14 protein-coding genes are annotated in these 23,500 nt (G+C 38.0%); 7 read left to right on the top strand and 7 right to left on the bottom strand.

The annotated features are described in order from the left end of the window. Positions 1-82: 82 nt before the first annotated feature. Genes B045_RS0102780 through hflX form a run of 4 tightly spaced genes read right to left on the bottom strand, consistent with a single transcriptional unit; the run spans position 83 to position 7,811 of the window. Positions 83-1,738, bottom strand: coding sequence for a fumarate hydratase (locus tag B045_RS0102780; protein ID WP_018462748.1), 1,656 nt, complete (start codon positions 1,736-1,738; stop codon positions 83-85). Between the two features lie 45 nt (positions 1,739-1,783). Next, positions 1,784-4,687: a M16 family metallopeptidase gene (locus tag B045_RS0102775; protein WP_026234310.1), complete on the bottom strand. Its 2,904-nt coding sequence runs from the start codon at positions 4,685-4,687 to the stop codon at positions 1,784-1,786. A gap of 10 nt (positions 4,688-4,697) precedes the next feature. After that, positions 4,698-6,545, bottom strand: a complete 1,848-nt coding sequence (locus B045_RS0102770) for a DUF4954 family protein (protein ID WP_018462746.1) — start codon at positions 6,543-6,545, stop codon at positions 4,698-4,700. Positions 6,546-6,557: 12 nt separating this feature from the next. After that, positions 6,558-7,811, bottom strand: a complete 1,254-nt coding sequence (hflX, locus tag B045_RS0102765; protein ID WP_018462745.1) for a GTPase HflX — start codon at positions 7,809-7,811, stop codon at positions 6,558-6,560. A gap of 881 nt (positions 7,812-8,692) precedes the next feature. Between hflX and nagB the strand changes: the two genes are divergently transcribed. Continuing rightward, positions 8,693-9,478, top strand: a complete 786-nt coding sequence (nagB, locus tag B045_RS0102760; protein ID WP_025883793.1) for a glucosamine-6-phosphate deaminase — start codon at positions 8,693-8,695, stop codon at positions 9,476-9,478. After that, entirely contained in the window at positions 9,475-11,466 is a 1,992-nt protein-coding gene (locus B045_RS0102755; RefSeq protein ID WP_018462743.1) for a glucosamine-6-phosphate deaminase, read from the top strand. The genes nagB and B045_RS0102755 overlap by 4 nt, the downstream gene beginning before the upstream one ends. A 48-nt stretch (positions 11,467-11,514) precedes the next feature. Here the strand turns inward: B045_RS0102755 and B045_RS0102750 are convergent, their stop codons facing one another. Further along, the gene (locus B045_RS0102750; RefSeq protein ID WP_018462742.1) at positions 11,515-13,488 is read right to left on the bottom strand and encodes a glycoside hydrolase family 97 protein; all 1,974 of its coding nucleotides are present in this window, start codon (positions 13,486-13,488) and stop codon (positions 11,515-11,517) included. A 510-nt stretch (positions 13,489-13,998) separates the two neighbouring features. Here B045_RS0102750 and B045_RS0102745 point away from each other — a divergent pair. The 5 genes from B045_RS0102745 to B045_RS0102725 are packed head-to-tail and all read left to right on the top strand — an operon-like array spanning position 13,999 to position 19,529. Next, positions 13,999-14,685, top strand: coding sequence for a DUF3575 domain-containing protein (locus B045_RS0102745; RefSeq protein WP_081618584.1), 687 nt, complete (start codon positions 13,999-14,001; stop codon positions 14,683-14,685). Positions 14,686-14,706: 21 nt separating this feature from the next. Beyond that, entirely contained in the window at positions 14,707-16,200 is a 1,494-nt protein-coding gene (locus tag B045_RS0102740) for a DUF3868 domain-containing protein (RefSeq protein WP_018462740.1), read from the top strand. Positions 16,201-16,236: 36 nt separating this feature from the next. Next, entirely contained in the window at positions 16,237-17,478 is a 1,242-nt protein-coding gene (locus B045_RS0102735; protein WP_018462739.1) for a fimbrial protein, read from the top strand. Between the two features lie 33 nt (positions 17,479-17,511). Next, a complete protein-coding gene (locus B045_RS0102730; protein ID WP_018462738.1) occupies positions 17,512-18,390 on the top strand; it encodes a FimB/Mfa2 family fimbrial subunit in 879 nt (292 codons plus the stop codon). A 20-nt stretch (positions 18,391-18,410) separates the two neighbouring features. Then, a complete protein-coding gene (locus tag B045_RS0102725; RefSeq protein ID WP_081618583.1) occupies positions 18,411-19,529 on the top strand; it encodes a DUF4906 domain-containing protein in 1,119 nt (372 codons plus the stop codon). A 2-nt stretch (positions 19,530-19,531) separates the two neighbouring features. Here the strand turns inward: B045_RS0102725 and B045_RS0102720 are convergent, their stop codons facing one another. Both B045_RS0102720 and B045_RS14810 read right to left on the bottom strand, forming a co-directional pair. Then, positions 19,532-20,542, bottom strand: a complete 1,011-nt coding sequence (locus B045_RS0102720; RefSeq protein ID WP_018462736.1) for a tyrosine-type recombinase/integrase — start codon at positions 20,540-20,542, stop codon at positions 19,532-19,534. Positions 20,543-20,709: 167 nt separating this feature from the next. After that, the gene (locus B045_RS14810) at positions 20,710-23,226 is read right to left on the bottom strand and encodes a glycine-rich protein (protein ID WP_154650083.1); all 2,517 of its coding nucleotides are present in this window, start codon (positions 23,224-23,226) and stop codon (positions 20,710-20,712) included. Positions 23,227-23,500: the final 274 nt, after the last annotated feature.

Here is a 23,500-nt window from a genome sequence, read left to right as displayed (position 1 = left end):
TATGAGAATGCATTTAAACAAAAAGAGAACTTTCCATCTTGGAAAGTTCTCTTTTAATTATTTATCTTAATGATAAGTTTGCTTATTTGTTGCAGCTACAAGCTGTCCAAGGCTTAAGCTCCTTGAAGAAATCATGTCCCTTGTCATCTACAAGAATAAAGGCAGGGAAGTTTTCAACATCGATTTTCCAAATAGCTTCCATTCCTAGTTCTGGATATTCAACACATTCAATACTCTTGATTGAACTCTGTGAAAGTACAGCTGCTACACCACCGATAGTTCCTAGATAGAAACCTCCGTGTTTTTGGCATGCGTCTGTAACAGCCTGTGTGCGGTTACCCTTTGCTATCATGACAAGACTTGCACCGTGATCCTGGAATTCATCTACATAAGGATCCATACGATTTGCTGTAGTTGGACCCATTGAACCGCAAGCATATCCTTCTGGTGTCTTAGCTGGTCCAGCATATAGAATTGGATGATCCTTGAAATACTGTGGCATATCCTCTCCTGCATCAAGACGGGCTTTAAGCTTTGCATGTGCGATGTCACGAGCAACAATGATTGTACCCTTGAGGTTTACACGTGTAGATACTGGATATTTTGCAAGTTCTTTACGAACTGAGTCAATTCCCTTGTCTAGATCTATCTCAATACCCTTTACACCTTCTCCTGGCTTGCTATATTCAGCAGGAATTAGTTCTGATGGATTTGTATCCATCTTCTCCAACCAGATACCGTCAGCATTGATCTTAGCCTTAATGTTACGGTCAGCAGAGCAAGAAACACCCATACCGATAGGACAACTAGCACCGTGACGAGGCAAACGTACAACGCGGATATCGTGAGCTAAAGCCTTACCTCCGAATTGTGCACCAAGACCAATCTTATGAGCTTCATCAAGAAGTTTATTCTCAAGATCAATGTCTCTGAAAGCACGACCTGTTTCGTCGCCTGTTGTAGGAAGATTGTCGTAATACTTGATAGAAGCCAACTTAACTGTAAGAAGATTCTTTTCAGCTGATGTTCCGCCAATTACGAATGCGATGTGATAAGGAGGACATGCTGCTGTTCCAAGACTCTTCATCTTTTCAACAAGGAATGGCAGAAGAGTTCCCTCGTTCTGTATTGTAGCCTTTGTCATAGGGTAGAAGTATGTCTTGTTTGCAGAACCACCACCTTTGGCAACCATGATGAAACGATATTCTGCACCTTCTGTTGCTTCGATGTCAATCTGTGCAGGGAGGTTACACTTTGTGTTTACCTCATCATACATGTTTAGTGGCGCATTCTGTGAATAGCGTAGGTTGTCTTCAGTAAAGGTGTTGTAGACACCGCGTGAAAGAGCTTCCTCATCTTCAAAGCCTGTCCAGATCTGCTGACCTTTCTCGCCGTGGATGATTGCAGTACCTGTATCCTGACAGAAAGGAAGAACTCCCTTTACTGCTGTTTCTGCATTGCGCAGGAACTGAAGTGCTACATATTTATCATTCTCGCTTGATTCTGGATCTTTCAGAATCTCGGCTACCTGTAGGTTGTGCTCACGTCTAAGCATAAACTCCACATCGTGGAATGCCTGTTGTGAAAGAAGTGTCAGTGCTTCTTTTGAAACCTTTACAATCTGTTTACCTTCAAACTCACTTTTTGTAATACCCTCTTTTGTTAGAAGACGATATTCAGTATCATCCTTGCCCACCTGGAACATAGGAGCATACTTGAACTCAACTTTGTTTGCCATATTTGTTGATAATATTTATAATATGTGTTTAAATTTTGCAGTTTTCTAATAACCGAATATATCTTTAGTAGAGATGCGCTTTATTGGTGCAATCTTTTCTAATGCATTCATATTCAGGTTCTTCTCGTCACCTAGTATGATATATCGATATGGTTTGCTAGCCATGTTCTGCTTCTCGTAGTCAACGATGTCTTTGAGAGTTACAGATGGAAGCGCATTATATATTCTACTGTTGATGTCGTAGTCCAATCCTTTTTCCTTTGCGTTTAGATAAGAGTTAATGATATTCATCTTTGTAACACGCATACTTGCAAGTTGCTTTTGCAGACTTTGCTTAGCTAGATTGAAGTTGGCTTCGTTTTGTGGAATAGTATCAATAATCTCATTGAATACACGTATGCAGTCCATCATCTTGTCGTTTTGTGAGATGATGAATGTTGTTCCATATTGTGTGTGGTTCTTTATTGGCATATTATAATAGTATGCGCTTGCGCTGTATGCCAGTCCACGTGCTTCACGAAGCTCCTGGAATACAACCGTGTTCATTCCACCACCGAAATACTCGTTGAATACAGCTGCAACAGGAGCTTCAGCTGGATTAAACTTCTTACCTTCGTTATGATACATCGTCATGTAGATGTTTTTAGCATCATAAGGGGCTAGAAGTATTTCATTCTTTGGAGTCTGTTGCTCCATGTATGGCTTGTTCACTGGTACGTCAGCTAACTTTGTTGCAGTCTTATGCTCCTTTGTGATAAGGTTGTCTAACTGCTTTTCTGTTGCAGGACCATAATATAAAACTGTGTGTTTGTAGTTGCTGAGTTTCTTAATCAATGCTAACATACTAGCTGGATTTGTATTCTTCAACTGGTCAGCAGTGAGGTCATTTGTCACATTATTATATGTTCCATACATACCGTAAGCTTTAGCAGCTGTGAAATTGCTCCTCTGCTCTTTCTTAGTATCTTCACGGTTTTTCAGTACCATTGCTACATAGTTTTGCCATGCTGTAGTGTCAACCTTTGCATTCTTTAATACATTCTCAGCAAGAGCTACAGCTTGTGGCATGTTCTCAGCAAGTCCGCTTAATGACACTGTTATTGTCTTTCCGTTAACATTGATTCCGAAGTTGCATGCAAGTTTGTAGAACTGTTGCTTTACCTGCTCTGCACTAATCTTGTCTGTGCCTAATAAATCAAGATAGTTGGCTGCGTGTGAATATCTTACGTCGGCTTCGTTTCCAAATTCGTATCTCATTTGCAGATTAAACAACTTGTCTTCGGCATTCTGTTTCATTATAATTGGAAGTCCCTTACTAGTCTTTCCGAATGTAAGATCTTTCTTATAATCAATGAATTTAGGTTGGATAGGCTTAACCTCTGATGATGTTACATCACGTAGGAATTGACTGCTTTTATCTCTGTTTGTAGGGATTGCGGTAATCTGCGGCTTGTCAATCTTCTTCTGATTCTTGTCTTCTCCAATGCGCTTGTAGACGCATGCATAGTTGTTGCCGAAGAATTTGTTGGCAAAGTCAACAATATCTTTCTTTGTAAGTTTTGAAATTCTGTCAAGTCTATCTACTTGGTCCTTCCAGTCAATACCATTGATGAATGATTCAACGAATTTGTTTGCACGGTCCTTGTTGTTTTGTAGAGAGTTATAATAGCTGAGTTTCATATTGTTTATGACTGAAGGAATGAGGTCATCGCTGAACTCGCCTTTCTTCAGTTTTTCAATCTGCTCAAGCATCAATGCGCGTACATCTTCTAACTTCTGACCTTCTTTAGGTCCTCCTTGTAGAAGAAACTCGCTGTAATCGTTTAAGTTCTCAAACCCAGCTGCGGCGTATTGTACTTTCATATTCTGGTTTAGGTTCAGATCGAACATACCAGCTTGACCATTATATAGAATTGACTTAATAACGTCAAGAGTGTCGCATTGCAAATCGCTCGCTTTATTAGCTTTCCAGCCAAGCATCAAGTTTTCCGCCTCAAGACCAGTAACCGTTGAATCTACAGCAGCAGTTAGATTTTTTACTGGTGCATATTCTGGGCGTGAAAGATTGTCGCTCTTTTTCCAGTCACCGAAGTATTTGTCAATAGTAGCAATTACCTCATCTGGATTCATGTCGCCAGCCATACATATAGCTATGTTGTTAGGCACATAATAGCGGTTGAAGTAATTTTTTATATTTAATATTGATGGATTCTTCAGATGCTCCTGTGTTCCAATCGTAGTCTGTGTTCCATAAGGATGTTTAGGGAATATAATAGCGTTAAGTGCGTCATATTCTTTTTCTCCGTCGTTTGAAAGTGATATATTGAATTCCTCATACACAGCTTCAAGTTCGGTATGGAAACCACGTATAACCATATTCTGGAAACGGTCGCCCTGAACTTTTGCCCAATTGTCAACTTCGTTTGCAGGTATGTCCTCAACATAGCATGTAACGTCGTTGCTTGTATATGCATTGCTGCCCTCACTTCCTAGAGAAGCCATTAGCTTATCATATTCGTTAGGGATATTATATTTTGCGGCAACTTGTGATATTGAGTCTATCTGGTGATAGTATGCTTTGCGTTTTGCAGCATCAGTAATCTTTCGGTAGATCTCAAATCTGTTTTGTATAGAATCGAGTAGGGGTGCTTCTTTCTGAAGATTAGAAGAACCAAAATGTGTTGTGCCCTTAAACATAAGGTGCTCTAGATAGTGAGCTAGTCCTGTTGTTTCTGCAGGATCGTTGCGGCTTCCTGTACGTACTGCAATATAAGTTTGAATACGTGGCTTTTCTGTGTTTACGCTCAGATAGACCTTCAAACCGTTGTCCAAGGTGTAGATGCGTGCTTGCATCGGATCTCCCTTGACGGTGGTGTAGTGATAGTCCTTGGCTATGGCTGTTGAAGCCATTGTCAAAACTATAGACGCTAAAATAATTCTAAGTCTCATGTTATGTTTTTTAGTTTTCAAAATCTATTTCGTGATCCAGATTGTTGATGAAGTCATCAAGCACGTGTTCCTCAACGTCGCCCATGGCATACTCTTTCTCTGCGTCTTTCTTTATTTCGGCAATCCATGCTCGGCGTGCCTTAACATAGTCTATACGGATACGTTCCACGTCGACTTCTGTTATCTCGTCGAGTTTGTAGTAGTCAAGTATCATCTTATATGTCCATGCCCATTGATACTCACGATAATTGTCGTTAATCTCTTTAAATCGTTCTATAACATCTTGTATAGTTTCAATGTCTCCGCTTTTGATATCCTCTAACAAACGGTATTCCTCACTTTCAGGCAGTAGAAGACCGCTGAGATCGTTCCACTTACCTAATCCTATGTTGTCGGTAGGAGGTTCAATAGCTCCAAAACGCTTTACAACTCGTTTCAACACTGCTCCCATATAAATGCGAAGTGCTATGTCGTAGTATTTTATTCCCTTATTCAGAGATTCGGCGTTTATAACATAATTATGATATGTGTAAGCTGTAACATTTGTTCCACTAGCGTCAAGGAGTTTTTCAAGAATAGCCTTGCCTTCTAGTATCTCACCTACTGAAAATGGAGACAACCAATCAAAGTTTACAATACTTTTTTGACTTCCTATTGCTCTTACGTCTCTCTTAGGCCATTTGCGGATGTCACGATACAATCCTACTGTTGTGATGTTTCTTCCTGGAGACAGATACATCGTGTCACCGTAGGCTATCAGGTATGAAAAAGGAAGATTACGTGTATCTGGGTGGTACATCAGTTTGCCGAAACATACTGAGAACGTACCAATGTTTGCAGGCATCAATACGTAAGCACCACTTGCAGTTTTCGTTCCTCTTTCTAAAACTCCATAATGCATTGGCCCCATTTTGTAGGCGTGGTTTGAGAAGTTCGTAGCACTTCCTGCATTATAGAAAGAGAACATTCCGCCGATTAATAGACTGCTCTTATGATGACTGGCTGTAAACGGACCGCAGAATGCGGCGCAAGCCTCTCCGTTGCTCATGTATGAATTGGCAAAAAATACGCTTGATGAAGCTGTGAATCCGTTGCTTATCTGGCACGCCTCGCCTACAAAACAGTCTTGCATCTTCACGCTGTTGATGATGCTTGAGCCTTCGCTGATGATTGAGTTCTCACAGATTACTCCAGTACCGATATATACATTTGAGTTAGGAGAACTAAGGATTGTACAGTCACTTAATCGGGCTGCACCATTTATCTCGCAATCATCGTTGATTACAGTATTGGTGATTTCTTTTGTGTTTACAATTTTTACGTTGTTGCCGATGCATGCCTGGTCTTGGCGGTTACGAGCAACTTCTTCGTTTATGAGACGACGAATGGAATCTTTCAGGGCTTTATCACCAAAATGCTTTACCATGAAAGCGGCAAACTGACTGTTTAAATCACTGAACAGAATTACGTTTCCGTCACCGACTTCATTTAGAACAGATATAAGATTACCTTCTCCGTATGTAGCGCCTTCAGTGGTTTCCATTGAACTGACATTACTTATGTGACAGTCATCACCGATAGTGTAGTTGTTGATAAAGCTGCCGATATTTTCTATCAGGCAGTTATCGCCGACAGTGACATTACGCAATGTAGCATTATTTATACCTGAGTGTTTAAGAAATCCACGACTCACTTCTATATTCTTGTCGAAAGCACCTATATTTATTTGTCCGTACAGCATCACGCGATGCATGTAGTTAGGCTTGAAATCTTCAGACACGTGAACGTTGGTCCAGTCCTCAGCCCAACAGCTGCGGTCTTCAAGGATAGTAATTTCTTCGTCTGTAAGTTGTCTCATAATTATGGATTGTTAGTCTATTTTTGGATAGAGAAAATCATTGTAAGGGTACTTTTGTACATGCAACTCACGCACTTTATTATATAATATAGCACGGAATTCGTCAACGTTTTCCTTCTCCTTAGCACTTATAAACAGACAGTTGTCGTTAAGTCGTGCCATCCATGTCTTCTTTAGCTCGTCAAGAGTTATATTCTCTTTGGTCTCAGGAGTGAGATCGTCTGGTTCCTTGTCAAGCCAATGATAGTTATCTATCTTGTTAAATATGATCATTGAAGGCTTTTCGCTGCAATCAAGGTCTTTGAGTGTATTCTCAACCACCTGTATTTGCTCTTCAAAGTCAGGATGAGAGATGTCTACAATATGTAGCAAAATGTCTGCCTCTCTTACCTCGTCAAGCGTGCTCTTGAAAGAATCTACTAGGTCGGTTGGTAATTTGCGGATGAATCCAACGGTGTCTGCAAGAAGAAATGGTAGATTTTCAATAACAACCTTGCGTACCGTTGTGTCCAACGTAGCGAAAAGTTTGTTTTCTGCAAAAACATCGCTCTTTGCCAGCATGTTCATAATCGTACTTTTACCAACGTTGGTATAACCTACGAGTGCCACGCGTATCATCTGTCCGCGGTTTTTGCGCTGGGTAGTCTTCTGCTTATCTATTTCTTCCAGACGCTGCTTAAGTAGTGTTATGCGTTGTAGAATTATTCGGCGGTCCATTTCAAGCTGGGTTTCACCAGGTCCGCGAAGTCCTACTGAACCTTTTCCACCACCAGCACCTGAACCGGAACCACCTCCCTGTCTTTCGAGGTGAGTCCAAAGACGTTGTAGTCGTGGAAGCATATAGCGGTTTTGTGCTAACTCAACCTGAGTCTTTGCGTTTGCCGTCTGCGCACGCATGGCAAATATATCTAGTATCAGTGATGTGCGGTCAAGGATCTTAACCTGCAATTCGTTTTCAATGTTTCTCATTTGCTTTGCAGACAATTCATCATCAAAAATGACCATGGCGATAGGTTCTTCGTTCTCTTCGCAGTCTTTAATATATTGCTTAATCTCTTCAAGTTTTCCCTTACCGACATATGACACGGAATTAGGTCCGGTTACTCTTTGAGTATACCTTTTAACCGTTACTGCACCGGCTGTGTCTGCAAGAAATTCAAGCTCGTCAAGATACTCCTTAGTTTTGGATTCATCTTGATTACTTGTGATAAGACCAACTAAGATAGCTGTCTCGTTCTTGACTTCGGATATAACTAATTCTTTCATTAATTGTATATGTATATAATTATTGTGCAAAAATAATAAATTCGATTGACAATTAGTATAATCCTATCTATTATTTTTTATAATAATGTGTATATCATGATGACAAGAAAGTACAAGTAGTGCTATGTGATGACACTTATTTCGTCGCAAACGTTTACGTAACTTTTTACGTAAAAAAATGAAAGCCATTTGATTTAAATCAATCTTTTGTATATCTTTGCATCGTTGTAAAAAGACACAAAACTGATTTTCAATAAGATCATAACTACAATAAAGCAAACTGCTGAAACATTTAAAAAATGAGGAATTGCTCCGACGTGATGTCGGAGCTTTTTTCATTTATGAAGGTTGTAAAGTGAGACATTTCAAGTTTTTAATATTTTTTTGATGATGTCATACAAGTTTCTTAACCAGAAAAATTATGATGCTTCTCAAATGCGTGATTTTTTTATTACCTAACAAATATTTTTTAATAAAAATATTCCCGAAAAGTTTAAAATAGCTCAAATACCTCCACTGTTAATCTAATATACTGATATGCAATGCTTTGTCGGTGGAGGTTATCTTCCACTATCCTCCACTGCTAAAGAGTTGATTTATAATTGTTTATCTTACTGGTGGAGGATATTTTGAGATATTGAACAAAAAAAAGTTTTTTATTTATGATAATAGTTTGGATGTGGTTCTTCAAATAAAGGCGTGATGTATATAATCAGATTAGGAAAGTACTTGCATATCTAGATAATTACCGTGTGTATTTGTTGGAAATGGTGGTAAATGTATCAACTATAGAAAAATATAGCGGTGTTTTATTTTGCTTATAGGCTCGTTTTTTGTATATTTGCAATATCAATATAGATAATCTAACCAACATATTGCGCATGAGATTAATTATAGAAAAAGATTACGAACAGTTGGCGGAATGGGCTGCCGAACATGTCATTAAACGAATTAATGACTTTAACCCAACACCGCAAAAAAAGTTTGTGTTGGGACTTCCTACTGGGTCTTCGCCTATCGGTATGTATAAGAAACTTATTCAGGCATATAATGAAATGAGAGTTTCTTTCAAAAATGTAGTTACGTTCAATATGGACGAATATGTGGGGCTGCCGGTGGAACATCCAGAGAGTTATCATTCTTTTATGCATAATAATTTGTTTAAGCATATCGACTGTCCGAATGAAAATATTCATATCCTTAACGGTAATGCTGCTGACTTGGAGGCTGAATGCGTCAACTATGAAAAGCTGATAGAAGAAGCTGGCGGTATAGATCTGTTTATAGGTGGAGTAGGTGTTGATGGACACATCGCGTTCAACGAACCAGGGTCTTCATTGAGTTCACGTACACGACAAAAAACACTGACAAAAGAAACACGAATTGTAAACAGTCGCTTCTTCGGAAACGATATGAATAAAGTTCCTGCTTATGCTCTGACAGTAGGAGTGGGTACGGTTATGGATGCACGTGAGGTTATGGTTCTTGTGAATGGTCACGCTAAGGCACGAGCTTTGCAGGCTGTAGTAGAAGGCGGAGTAAGCCAGATGTTTACAATATCTGCATTACAGATGCATCAGCACGGTATCATCGTATGCGATGAAGCTGCAACAGACGAATTGAAAGTAGGAACATATCGTTATTTTAAGGATATAGAAGGATTATGAAATTAAGTCTAAGTTCACAAATAGTATTAAACAAGGTGCCTGAGGAATTTTATCGTCCTAGCACCGCTGTAGAACGTTCGGAGATTACACGCTGTGAGAAAATTCCCACAGACATATTTCCCAAAGTCGAAGAAGGTGCTTGCAATATCGCCGATGAGATAGCGAGAATTATTTCTAATCATGCTAGCGAAGGACGTAAATGTGTGTTGGGACTTGGTACAGGTAAGTCTCTTGTTCCAGTATATGATGAACTGATTTCAAGATATGAGAAACACGAACTTAGTTTCAGTAATGTAATCGTGTTCAACTCTTATGAGTATTTCCCACAAAGCGCAAAGAGTTCACACAGTGCCATAGCGCAGTTGCATGATATGTTACTTGATCATGTTGACGTGAAACCTGAAAACATATTTTCTCCAGACGGTACAACTCCACAGGATAAAGTGTTGGAGCAATGTCGTTTGTATGAAGAGAATATAAGGAACTGCGGTGGTATAGATGTGATACTTCTTGGTATAGGAAGAATTGGTAATATTGCCACAAATGAACCTGGTTCAGGACTAACAACAACATCACGACTGATGCTGATAGACGCAACAAGCCGTGAAGAAATGACGATGAGTTTTGGAACTCAGGAGCCTGTACCGCCGTGCTCTATAACAATGGGTATCGCCACAATCCTTTCTGCACGCAAGATATTCCTTACTGCATGGGGCGAAGAAAAGGCAGATATTATTCAGCAGACTGTGGAAGGTCCTATCGCAGAGTCGATACCTGCCTCATTCTTGCAGACGCACAACGATGCTCATGTGGTGATAGACCTTGCTGCGGCGGCAAAACTTACACGTATAGTTCATCCGTGGTTGGTAACAAATTGCAAATGGACGGATAAACTGATACGTGCTGCTCTTACTTGGTTGTGCCAAAAACTTCATAAACCAATTCTGAAACTTACCAATAAGGATTATAACGAAAATGGCTTGTCAGAACTTCTTGCATTGTATGGTTCTGCTTATAATGCTAACATAAAGATATTTAACGACCTTCAGCATACTATCACAGGATGGCCAGGAGGTAAACCTGATGCTGATGATACGTCTCGACCGGAACGTGCCAATCCATATCCAAAGAAGGTGATCGTGTTCTCACCACATCCTGATGATGATGTTATTTCCATGGGAGGTACAATCAGACGACTAGTGCAGCAGAATCATGAGGTACATCTTGCTTATGAGACTAGTGGAAATATTGCTGTAGGTGATGAGGAAGTGACAAGATTCATGCATTTCATAAACGGCTTCAACCAGTTGTTTATAAACAGTGAAGATACCACTATCACAAAGATGTATAAGGAGATAAAGGAATTTCTAGCAGACAAGAAAGACGGTGAGATTGATACTGTAGAAGTAAGAACGATAAAAGGGTTGATTCGCCGTGGTGAGGCTCGTACTGCATGTACGTTTAATCACATACCGCTAGATAATGTGCATTTTCTTGACCTTCCTTTTTATGAAAGCGGAAAGATAGAAAAGTTGCCGATGACAGAAAAGGATGTAGAAATTGTGCGTGCTCTATTAAAAGAGGTCAAACCACATCAGATATATGTTGCCGGTGATCTTGCTGATCCGCATGGAACTCACAGAAAGTGCACAGATGCTGTATTGGCTGCACTTGATTTAGAAAAAGAGGATGGTGCAGAATGGCTTAAAGACTGTCGTGTATGGATGTATCGTGGAGCATGGGCAGAATGGGAAATTGAGAACATAGAAATGTGTGTTCCAATGAGTCCAGAGGAGTTGCGTGCAAAGCGTAATGCAATATTGAAGCATAGTTCACAGATGGAAAGTGCACCTTTCTTAGGAAATGACGAACGTCTATTCTGGCAACGTGCAGAGGATCGTAATAGAGCGACTGCTAAATTATATGATGATTTAGGTTTAGCATGTTATGAGGCTATGGAAGCCTTTGTTGAGTATAAACTGCTGTGATAAAATAATAATCCCGGATTCGTTTTGAACCCGGGATTATTATTATTATTATTCGTTGACGATGATGCCACCCATTGGAGCAATCGTCATTTTTATCTTTCCGTTTTTGCTTATCTTTATATTCTTTACACTAGGTGTAGACCATAGCTCACCTTGTTTCTTGTTTGCGTCAGCATATAGTTTTACGGTCTTTCCTGCAAACATGTCAAGATTCAATGTTACTGTTATAGGTTTGTCGGTACCATTAATACCACCTACATACCATTTATCACCGGTCTTGCGTGCTATTACTGTGTATTTTGAAGGATAACCGTCAAGGAATTTGACCTCATTCCATGTTGTAGGGATTTGTTTGAGCCATTCTTTTTCAAAATCAGGTAATGAATCTACTACGTTTGGTGTTACCTCAACACAGTTTACACTTGTCTGATTTGTGATGGCAGTTGCCATTTCAAATATGTCACCAGTATATCTTTGATGACGGCTCTTGTTATCCTTACTCATATATTTGTTCATGATAACGCCACCCCAATCAAAACTTGCAACCGCATTTCTTGTATATGGATACATGTTCATTTCAAAGCCTTCTTTCTTTGCGTGATAATCTGAGAAGTAAACATTCTCACTTGCAAGGGCAGCTTCACTGGCAACATAGTTTGGATACATGCGTTCCCAACCTCTAGGAATTGTACACCCGTGGAATATTACTTGAATACCATAATCATTGGCATCACTTAGGATATCTTCATAAAGTTGCATGGTGTGTTGTTTGTCTCCACCGAAGAAATCTACCTTAATTCCTTTGACACCAATCTTCTGCATCCAAGCCATGTCTTTCTTTCTGGCTATTGAATTGCTCATCACGTTGCGTGGGGTTTGTGGAGCATCGTTTTCAAAACCGTTACTGTTATACCATAACAAAAGATGCACACCTTTACTTTGTGCATATGCAGATAGTTTTTCCATTCTGTCTCTGCCAATCTGTGTGTCCCAGAATCCGTCAACAAGCACGTATTCGTAGCCCATCTTTGCTGAAACATCAATAAATGCTACTTGGTCATCGTAGTTAACACTATTATCTTGCCAAATAAGCCAACTCCATGTATATCTTCCTGGTTTATAATCATATTTTGTTTGATACATAGGGTCTACAACATCGTAAGGAATTGTAGTCTCCACAATAGGTTTCAAAGAATTACCTACAGTAATTGTGCGCCAAGGAGTATTCCCAGGAAGTGAAATTGCTGCATATTCACTTCCAATTCCATTAGCTTCTCCCTTTTGTGGATATGTAACAGTGAAGCCTTTTCCTGCTTCATATTCAGAAAGTCTGCTGCCAGGGTATTCTCCTGTTACTCCAGTTTCTGATATTAGTACCCAGTTGTTTCCTTTTGCATTAGGGATGCGATACAAGCATGGGAATGTATAGCCAACACCATATTGTGATGGATCAGTTAACTTAGAGTCAGGTCTGTATTCTTCTTCATAACTAGGTTTAGTACGTTCCCATCCTGTCATAGGTGTTATTTGTGGAGAAAGGAATGTTCTTGTTTGTGAAGGGAAGTTGAATCCGCTCACCTCTTTATATATAATAGCAGCCTTAGGATTATCTTGTTTTGGGCGTGGTAAAGAGTATCTGAAAGCGATATCATTGTTTGACACATCAAATGTTATCTGCATAGGTAGATTATCAGCGTTAACAAGATCAAGAGTAATCTGGTTAGCTTTATATTCTATGTGACTCTTTTTAATTCGAGTCATGTCATAGCTTTTATTGACTGTAGATTCTTCAGCCTTTACAATTTTCAAATTCTTGGTAAAGTCACCATAATTGGCACTTAGTCCCAAAGTAGAACGTGACAATATTTCCGTTCCATTGTAATTTACTGCGTAAGTTGCTAGTCCGCCGTCATCGTTAATATCGACTTTTAGTTTGCCGTCTGGTGAACTTACGATGTGGTTATCTGCAAAGGCTATTGTAACTGACAATAAAGCCAATGAGATTAAAGTTGCTCTCTTCATGTTATTGTATTTAAATATATTTTCATGCAAACAAAAGTATAATATCTAATTTGTTAGAATTTTATACTATGTATAATTTATCCATTGCAAAGATAGGTCAAATCTTGCAGAGAACAAAATGAATTTATTTATTTGTTATGCGATGATTCATATTATCTAATAATATTGAAATCATTATGCTTGAAAAACGATAGATTTGCTTTTTTTGTCGTTTTTATCTTATTGGTATAATTATATTTTTTGTTAATTGTTTCGTTTTCATTTGGCTTTGTTAACAAAAAAGAAGTCTTTGTAGACGTAAAAAAGTCTATTTTTGCTAAAATAGCATTGATTTGACTATAATAATTGATATTTTTAGTTAAAAGGTCTGATTATTTTGCTGTAACAAAAAAATGTTTATATCTTTGCACAGATATTAAAGATGGTAGCAAAAGTAAGGGCTACATTACAGGCTCAAGAACAAGTAGGATTGAGTTCTTCGATAAAGTGATAATTATTAGTGATAAGTAAATGAGTTTTATTCTTGATGTGAAACTACAGAATAGGTGGAGATTATTCAATCCTATCAATTCATGCATTAGACGATATCCGTTACTCGCAAACATTAGGATTGTAAGATACTTAGGTACTTGCAAAAACAATGGTTTGCGTCTTTTCATGCCTATTTTTGTAATGCTTATCTTGATACCTTCTAATACCAAAGCGCAAAATTTTGCCTTGAAAACTAATATGCTTTATGATGTTTTGTCTGTTCCTTCTTTAGGTTGTGAAGTTGCTGTAGAAAAGCATTTCTCAGCCGGTATTATGTGTACTTATAACCCGATAAAATATGGAAATAAAAAGTGGAAGAATTTTTCTTTCCAACCAGAAGTAAAGTATTGGTTTCATCGTAAATACACAGGACCGTTTGTTGGAATTAACATGATTACAGGCGGCTTTAATGTCGATAATTTGCACGCTTATGGATTGTATGGTAAGCACAGACAAGGTCATTTTGTCGGTGCTGGAATTAGCGTTGGATATAATCTCATACTAACTAATCGTTGTAGCATTGAGTTCTCTTTGGGTGCAGACTATGTTCGCACTAAATTTGAAAGATTTCGAGAGGGAGATTCTCCTTATAAAGAAGGTGACTTTACAGGAAATACCGTATTGCCTACGGGCACTGGGGTTACTCTTGTATACATAATAAAATAAAAAATTAAAATATCTAGATATATGAAATTTCATAAACTAACACTACTGGCTTTAGCCTTAAGCTGGGCTTGCTGCTCTTTAGCACAAACTGCCTATAAGGGGCAACTTTTCATCAATAACGAGAAGTTTACAATTCAAGGAAGTCTTCTTCGGGTTCAACTTCGCGTAAGTTACAACGATGACGTTCTTAACAATGGAGAAATGCTGAATTTCACTCCTGTACTGAAGAATGGTTTTCAGTCTCAAGTGCTTTCTTCTGTTGTAGTTAACAGTAAGGAACGTCTGAAGTATGAAAATAGAAAGGATTATTTCAACGACTTGGTTCGTACAAATGTTCCTGTTGTGACTAAAGATCCAAGACATGGTACTAGATATTTTATCTATGATACCACTATCCCTTACAATGATTGGATGAGAAATGCTTCTCTTTATATCGAGAGTGAAGAACGTGGATGGGGTCATACTCCTCATGTATATGAGGATCAGGTATTTAAAAAGATAGTCCTCAATACTGTTCCTACATCAACTTCTGATTTTACTGTTGACGAAGTATTCGTGAATGGCGGTTCTTCTGCAAAGGCAGACTGGGTGCAATTCTTGGACCCTACGAATGTTTATAGTTCGGAACTTTCTATGACAGGAGTTATTCCTCTTATGGATAGTCGTAAAATTGGCAAAATGAGTAACCGTAAATTCAATAGAGCTATATATGAAGAATTAAAGAAATCTCTTGATTCTCAGTTGCAGGTTCAAGGTACTGTTGTTCGTAACGTTGCTCTTGTTGGTTATGGTGCTCCTATCGGTAATTATAAGAAAAACGAAATAGAATCTAATGAGAGAGCTCTTAGTTTGAAGCAGTTCTTGATGAAAAATAATTCTACTGCTACAGATGGACTGACTGTCACTTGGGTCCCTGAAGACTGGGATAGTATTGCTAATATTGTTGATAAAAGTAGTATGAAACTCAGTGGAGCTGCTTTGGATATCATCCGTACAGAGGATGTTGTTGCAGGACGTGAAGATGAATTGAAAATGCTCGGTGACGGTGCTCCTTATTCTTACATGAAGCACTATGTGTTCCCTGAAGTTTGCAGATTGAAATATACTGCAATTCTTGAACGTAAGTCTAATGGATATAATTCTGGCAATTCTGCTTTCAATAATGCAACTGCAGTTTCTGTTTCTCAGATGTATGCATCTGCTAACAACTTTAAGGTTGGATCTTCTGAATTTAATGATATCATGGATCTTTCTGCTCGTTTGTTCCCAGACAATGCTGAAGCTAATATTGATGCCGCTGGTGTGGCTTTGATTCGTGGAAACATTGCTCAGGCTCAAAACTATCTTAGCCGTTGGGAAACTGATACACGCGCTTATAATAATCTTGGTGTAATGTATATGCTACAAGGTGACTTGTCTAAGGCAGAGGTATACTTGAAGATGGCTGCTGCAGCTGGAGTACAACAGGCAAGAAAAGTGCTTGATTATCTTAGCAATGTGAAGAAACTTAAATAGAACATAAATAATAACTTGTATAAAAATAAATTTCTTATGAAAGGATTAACAATTAAAATTCAGGCTCTGCTACTTTGTGGAGTCTTAATCACTGGACTGTTCTCTTCTTGTGCTAGTGATGAAAATATCGATAATGGTAATAAGGTAAATGCTGGAGATAAAGTATTAACTCTTACTCTCAATACTCCGAAAGCAACAACTACTAGTGGTGCTAAAACTCGTACTACTAGCATGACTGCAAACACGACAGAAGATCAGATTAATAGATTGACTATTGGTATATTTAGTTCTGATGGTAATACAGTTAGAACTATTCAGGAGTTGTCTTCTGGCACAACAACAGGTACATACTCAACTGCTTCTGGAATTACTACCGCAACTATGGTAACAAACTCGTTACAAGCTGGAGATATAGTATTGGTCGCAGCTAATGCTCCTACAGGAACTTTTAAAGGTTGCACCAAAGCTTCTGATTTTACAGCTAAATCTATAGCTATAGATGTAGCTCTTGCTACCCCTGCAGGTGCTGCAGATCTTACTAAGGAGGCTATGGATAATATACCAATGTATGGAGATGCTAGTACTAGTGGTACTGGTAATGGTGTTATTGTTGCCCCTACAGGTACTGCTACTACATATACAGCTACAGTGAAAATTCAGCATCAATTAGCAAAGATTACTTTGAATACATTAGGGGTTGCCTTTGATCAAAATGGTCCTTATAAGGCTGCTACTTTTAAGCCTACAAGTTTCTTTTTGATTAATGTTCCTGATAACTTGAATTTTAATGCTGCAGTATGGAATGGTTCTACGGCACAGTGGCAAGGTTTTGATAATACTACTACTGCTGGTAAAGCTACTTACAAGGAATATCTTGGTACAGGAGCTATAACTACTTATAGTCCTTTAGCTGTAAATGCATCTATTACACCTAACACACCGATTGATATTTTTTATACTATACCTAATAGTGATGCAACTAACAACACAAAATTAGTTATTGGTGGTGATTTTAGTTCTGATGGAAGTAGTACTACCCCTGTTTATTATCCTGTAAACATTAACTGGGTATATAATACTACAACAAAAACATCAGGCCCTGCTGAGACTGGTACAGATGCAAAAAAGGTTTATCCAAACAAAAATTATAAATGTGATATTACGATTAAAACGAAAGGTGCAAATTCGCCTACAGATAAGATAGATCCAGAAGACGTTTCTGTAACAGTAACTGTTACTGGATTCACAGATGTATCACAGGCAACTACCTTTGAATAAATAGTTAGAAGACTTTGAATAAGTATTATCATTATGCGTAATGGAATTAAGACAATATTAATTGGACTTTTGCTGTCAATGATTATGGCATCATGTATTTACGATGAGTATCCTGATCGTAAACAATGTGATTTGATGCTTAATATCGTTGATAGCACAGGTTCACGTTCTAATATACCTGATTCTGTTGCGCATAAATATGACGTTTATTGGTTTGTAAATGGTATCTACAAGCAGACAATAAGTGCAGAAGATGATGGCTTATATAGATTGTCATTTGACAAGGGTGACAGAATTACGTTCGTTGCTATAGCTGCTAAAGACACGGCAGCTTGCAAGGTGAATGTCCCATTTGTTGGGGAGTCGATAAAAAATGTTTGGCTGCAACTCAAAACTAGTAGTAACAATATTTCGCCTCAACCTAGTGCTATTTATTACGGTAGTATTGATACCACGGCTACTGCATCTGATCCTACTAATAATCGATATGTTATATCAATGAAGGATGTGCGGTCTAAAATAAGTGTAAGGGTTAATGGGCTCAAAGAACGTTTTGGTGCCGGTAACTATCGCATAGTAGTTGAAGGATTACGTAGCGGTATAGCTTATGATGGTTCAACGTCAGGTGAGTTGATAAATTATGAGTTTACAGGTCATTTTGATTCGGAAGGAAATTATGTTACTGGCAATGCAACGGTTTTTGCATCTGGCTCAGACGAAAGAGTTAGAGTTAGAGTTTATAAACAGGATGGAGAAATGCTCTTTGATCGGGATGTTGATGAAGATAATAAACCACTGATAGTAAATAAAAGAGACGATATAGTTTTTGTTATAAATGCAAGTTACTCTACAGGTATGACTATTAAAATTGTGCCATGGAATGAAATTCCTAATCCTGGGGGATTCCAATAAGTTGACTGAATATTAATTTTATGACATTGAATATCAAACATATTATATTTCAAAAAATTGTTTTCTGTTTCATCGTTCTTACTTCTTTCTCTGCATCTTTTTTGATGCAGTCTTGTAGTGAGAATGACAATGCAGCAGACAACAAGGCTGTTGTTGTGTTGACGTGTAAGTCTTTAGATACTGATACATCAACGCAAAAAGACAGTAGTGTTACGCGTGCGATTACACCAGCGTCTGAAGGAAGCATTCAGGATATAACAGTTTATATATTTGATAGTAACGGAGATGTAATAGGCAGCCAGTATAGTGCTGGAAGTATTAGTAATAGTGTTAGTGCATCTATTACTACTAGGGCTACTAATAATTGCACTATTTATGTGGTTGCTAATGCTGGCAGTGGAAGATTTGCTGGTATTTATAATAAAGCAAAATTTGATCAAGAATATGCAACCATTACTAGTGCTGCTAATCTCGCTAGCGGAAGTACTTATCCAATAATGTTTGGAAAAGCTATTGGCTTCAATATTAATCCAGGTGCTAATTCAACATCAATTGCAGTTGCTAAATTATTGAGTAAGATAACGTTTAATATCATTCCAAAGAATGCTGATGCAACTTACCCTATTACAATAGATAATTATCAATTGCACAATGTGCCTTTAAATTGTCATTTTGTTGATACTTATACATCAGCAACTAATAACTTGCATTCTTATGGTGATTTTGATCCCGTTACACCAACGGCAAATAATACCGATGGAAGTACACTATCTTTCACATACTATGTGTATGAAAACCTAGCTGGTACTAACTCTGCTTCTACGACGTGGAAGTTGAGGAATAAGAATAATGCTCCAGGATATGCATCTTATCTCACAGTGGATGCTCATACAGCAATCTGGAAAAGTAGGTACTATATTTATCTAGGTGGAAAGCTTCTTACTTCAACTGGTGCAAGTCCTACCTATGATTATACTGATTATAATATCTATCGTAATACTAATTATACAGTTACGGTGAATATTACTGGTAGTGGTTCTGGTGAAGATAATCTTAGAGTCGACTATGATGCCAATATATATTTCAGTTCACCTGGTATTAACCAGTGGACAAATAATCCAATAGACGTATCGATGTAGTTTTATTCTACAGCACTTATTATGCGCTCGTTAGCAAAGTCTATACGCCTATTGTCCATTGACTTCAGATATATTCTAGTTGTTTTCTCTGATGTGTGACCCATTCCGTCGCTTATGACGTCTATAGGAATTTCCATATCCAATGCTGCACTTGCCCATGAGTGTCTTGCTACATACATTGTAAGGTTGCAGTCTAATCCCAGTTCTTTAGCTATCTTCTTTAAGTTGTTGTTGATTGCCCTTTGACGACTGCGATATTGTGTACGCTCGTTGTCTTTATTTGAATTGACTATGGGCAATAAATATGTACTGTCATTGCATGGATAGCGTTGTATGATGTCGCGCATGCATTGTTCCAATTTTATAGACAATATCTGACCTGTTTTTTTCCTTCGATAGGTGAGAAAACCATATTCGATATCTGTTTTTTTTAGAAATGCCATATCAACAAACGACATGCCGCGGGTATAGAAGCTAAACATGAACATGTCTCGAGCGAATTCCATGGATTTCCTTATTTTTGTCATGCTTCTAATCTTACTGATGTCTATTGTTGGAATTGCACGTTTTAAGGTCTTGTCAACTCCTGTATAAACATGCCTGAATGGTCTACTGTCAAATATTAACTCGCTGTCTACAGCTCTATTGTAAACAGCTCGTAATATACGCATATAAAAAGAACTGGAGTTCATTGTGACACCTCCAGAACGCAGAAAAGTCTCGTATGATTCTATTAGCATGCAGTCTATATCCTGCATATTAATATCTTTATTCTTTCTGAATTTTTTAAAACTGTGTAGTGTACTAGTATATGTCTCAGCAGTGCGGTTATGCCCATTTTGAGATAATTGAGTAATAACATTTTTCATAAATGCAAAAAGAGAATGTTTATCTACTTTTTGTTTAGGTGTATCGTTTGTTATGTGACCTATACCTTTATCATCTACCTTAATTACAATGTCTTTACCCTTCTTAATTGTACCTTCAGAAATATCAATAATAATCCTTACCATAAATCCCTTAATCTTGAAGGTCCAAAGGTAAGATAAAAATTGGATATATTATTATAATATTTATAATATAGTTGTATAAATTGAAGAAAATATTCATTAATATTGTCAAATCAGCTTTTATTTCAGATTATTTATGCAGTTTAAAGCTCTTATTTTTAATTAAAAAATCACGGAATAAATGTTATACGAGCATAGCCGTTGTCACCGTGCCCTATTTCTGTTCCACCGCTAGGTGCTGGCATTGATGATGCCCCACTTAACATTTGCATGTTAGTAAAAATATATCCAGAATAGTGATATGGAGTATTCCGATATAAAATATTACCTAATGTAGATGATTGATCAATCGCATTACAACCTGTGTATCCTGATATAAATGAAGAGCCCCCCCCACCTGCACTATGTCCTCCCCCTGCACCTGCATAATAACCACCGCCACCACCAGCTTGAGTACTTATCGTATTAGAGCTATTACTATTTGTTGTTGCATATCCAAATTGACCTCCATTTGCTTGAAATACGTAATTATTAGGCCATATTGCCTGTCCTAAATCAACCCAAGTGGCTGTGCCACCTGATACCTGAGTGCCACCTGTTAAAATAGCATATCCATAGGTTTGAGTATGATTTATTGATTGTCCAGTTCCTCCAATTAGAGCGCCTCCATATCCACCATTTCCATCACCATAACCCTCACCTCGTAAACATGCACCACCGCCGCCACCAGCTACCATTATTCTTGATTTCAAACTGTTAAAATCATTCCAGCTACCATTTACAAGTCTGAAATCAGTTCCACCGCCACCAGAACCACCATAAACAGCCTGATTTGTTAATCCTCCACCGTTATACTCACCATTAGATTGTCCTATATAGGCATAAAAAACATTTCCATTATTTAACAACAAATTTCCTGAAGTATACGCTCCATTTCCACCAATATATGTTTTATCTCCTCCTTTGGCTCCCCAACATTCAAACTTACTAGTCCCATACAATGGAATTGTAAAGCTTTGAGCAGCACCTGTATAATTGAAATTTGCGATGAATTTATAAAATGTTCGACTTGTATTAGTTGCTGTTAATGCAGAATAGCTCCCTGATGATATAGTTGTAGAAAGGGGAGTAGACCATGCATCATTATCTGCTGTAATACTATTGAATGTAGTACCTGAACCTGCCTTTGCTATATAATAATACTTATTATTGTATGATACAGGTTGGTTTCCCGAGAAATTACTTGAGGCAGTAACTGTTGTCTTATCTGAAGAATCAGAATATGTAGAATTTCCCCCAGTGTATGTCCTTGTTGTAGGAACACTCTTTGTTCCTAGAGTTATAACAGCTAGTCCCATTTTATGTGCCATATCAAAAGTAATATTGCTTGCAGTACTGCTTACTGTTCCCATTGCAACTTGCAGATCATTTCCTTTAAAATCACTTGCTGTGTTTTGATTTGCTGTAACAGACCAACCAGAAATGAGATTAGTAAAAAATGCATCAGCTGTAGTTGCATCAGCCGTAACGCTTGATGTTTGAGATGATTTATATGGATAATAAGCAAAATACTTATACTGTGGAGAAAATAAAATATTATTATCTAAAATCCAACTACTGCCATTATAAGTAGCTTTAACATTTGAATTCTTTATATTGTTGTTCTGATCCACTACATATATGCCAACAGCTTCTGAATTCTGGAAACTTGAAACTGGGGCCACAGTTCCTCCCCAAGAACTAGGGTAGGAGATTGTACCTAATGTCATAGTGTTAACCGAAGATGTAGACAACTTATATATAATGGATGTACCAGAATCCCATGTAGTTCCTGCCAGAGGTGCTTTAAGAGTTTTGTCTCCGTTTCCATTATTGAATACCGCTTCTATATATGCTGTGCTGCCAGACGAGAAAGTTTGTGGAATCATCATCATAGTACTTGTCCCACTGGTAAGCGCTACGTCTGCAGTTCCATTAATGACTATTCCCGTTGTTCCGTTCAGCGTAATACTTATATCACCTGTACTTGTACCATTGCTTGTATCCCAGGCGCTTGTGCTCAAATTATACGTTGCGGTTGTTATAGCTCCTTTTATTGATATGCTCTTGAAAACACCAGGTACCATATCCTTACCAACAGCGAATGTTATTGCCGTGAGAGTATGATAGAATGACATATCAACTCCTGCCGCAATAGACGTGGTATTTCTTGTTTGATTCAATGTCTTGGCAACCATCAGGTCAGGTTGTTTTGTCACGTCAGTGTTAGCTGTATATGTTATAGATGGCATACCTGTTGACGAAGCACTTGCAATAGTTACATTATTGTTGCCGAAAGGAGCATAGGCGAAGAAAGACAGTTTATCACCATTGTCTGGCCAGTAATAGTCTGTCCCCGTTTTCCAGATGCTTCCAGAAGTACTAACTTGTTGATTATTTATAAAATCGGGTGCTATACCGCTTAAATCAGTAGCGGAACTAGCACTGCGATAAGCGAGTAAGCCAAATGAGCTTCCAATAGAAGATGATGTGTTAGGTGTTCCACGAGTAGGTATTACTTTACCTGTAGATTCATCCATAATAACTCTTCCACTTTTAGTTATAGGGATATTATTAGCTGTTTGGATATGAGTTCCAATTTGTGTCACAGGGTGAAGATAAAGTGGGGTAGAGATATCTGACTTCACAATTAATGGTTTTTTCTCATTACTTGATAAAACTGCTCGAGATTTAGCTTGTTGTCCTGTCCATCCTTCTACTGTCCGTGTAGTAAATAATATCTTATTTTCCGATAGATCATTATACACAAATTCTCCGCTTTCTCGGCAAGATGATAGGGTTAATGCACATATACATACAATACTAGTTAACCACTTTTGTAAATCCTTGATACTCATAATAATCACTATAACTATTTTCAATAATTATCACCCATAAAAATGTCCCTCTCTCCGCGAGAGA

Origin of the sequence: Segatella paludivivens DSM 17968 = JCM 13650 (assembly GCF_000373185.1) — a bacterium.
GTDB lineage: Bacteria > Bacteroidota > Bacteroidia > Bacteroidales > Bacteroidaceae > Prevotella > Prevotella paludivivens.
The sequence above is the reverse complement of the archived record's forward strand: the minus strand, read 5'-3'. Positions and strand labels throughout refer to the sequence as shown.

What these genes read in the sequence shown, in the direction of transcription:
- B045_RS0102780 (WP_018462748.1), bottom strand. Translation starts at nt 1,738, where the DNA reads ATGGCAAACAAAGTTGAGTTCAAGTATGCTCCTATGTTCCAGGTGGGC.
- B045_RS0102775 (WP_026234310.1), bottom strand. Translation starts at nt 4,687, where the DNA reads ATGAGACTTAGAATTATTTTAGCGTCTATAGTTTTGACAATGGCTTCA.
- B045_RS0102770 (WP_018462746.1), bottom strand. Translation starts at nt 6,545, where the DNA reads ATGAGACAACTTACAGACGAAGAAATTACTATCCTTGAAGACCGCAGC.
- hflX (WP_018462745.1), bottom strand. Translation starts at nt 7,811, where the DNA reads ATGAAAGAATTAGTTATATCCGAAGTCAAGAACGAGACAGCTATCTTA.
- nagB (WP_025883793.1), top strand. Translation starts at nt 8,693, where the DNA reads ATGAGATTAATTATAGAAAAAGATTACGAACAGTTGGCGGAATGGGCT.
- B045_RS0102755 (WP_018462743.1), top strand. Translation starts at nt 9,475, where the DNA reads ATGAAATTAAGTCTAAGTTCACAAATAGTATTAAACAAGGTGCCTGAG.
- B045_RS0102750 (WP_018462742.1), bottom strand. Translation starts at nt 13,488, where the DNA reads ATGAAGAGAGCAACTTTAATCTCATTGGCTTTATTGTCAGTTACAATA.
- B045_RS0102745 (WP_081618584.1), top strand. Translation starts at nt 13,999, where the DNA reads ATGAGTTTTATTCTTGATGTGAAACTACAGAATAGGTGGAGATTATTC.
- B045_RS0102740 (WP_018462740.1), top strand. Translation starts at nt 14,707, where the DNA reads ATGAAATTTCATAAACTAACACTACTGGCTTTAGCCTTAAGCTGGGCT.
- B045_RS0102735 (WP_018462739.1), top strand. Translation starts at nt 16,237, where the DNA reads ATGAAAGGATTAACAATTAAAATTCAGGCTCTGCTACTTTGTGGAGTC.
- B045_RS0102730 (WP_018462738.1), top strand. Translation starts at nt 17,512, where the DNA reads ATGCGTAATGGAATTAAGACAATATTAATTGGACTTTTGCTGTCAATG.
- B045_RS0102725 (WP_081618583.1), top strand. Translation starts at nt 18,411, where the DNA reads ATGACATTGAATATCAAACATATTATATTTCAAAAAATTGTTTTCTGT.
- B045_RS0102720 (WP_018462736.1), bottom strand. Translation starts at nt 20,542, where the DNA reads ATGGTAAGGATTATTATTGATATTTCTGAAGGTACAATTAAGAAGGGT.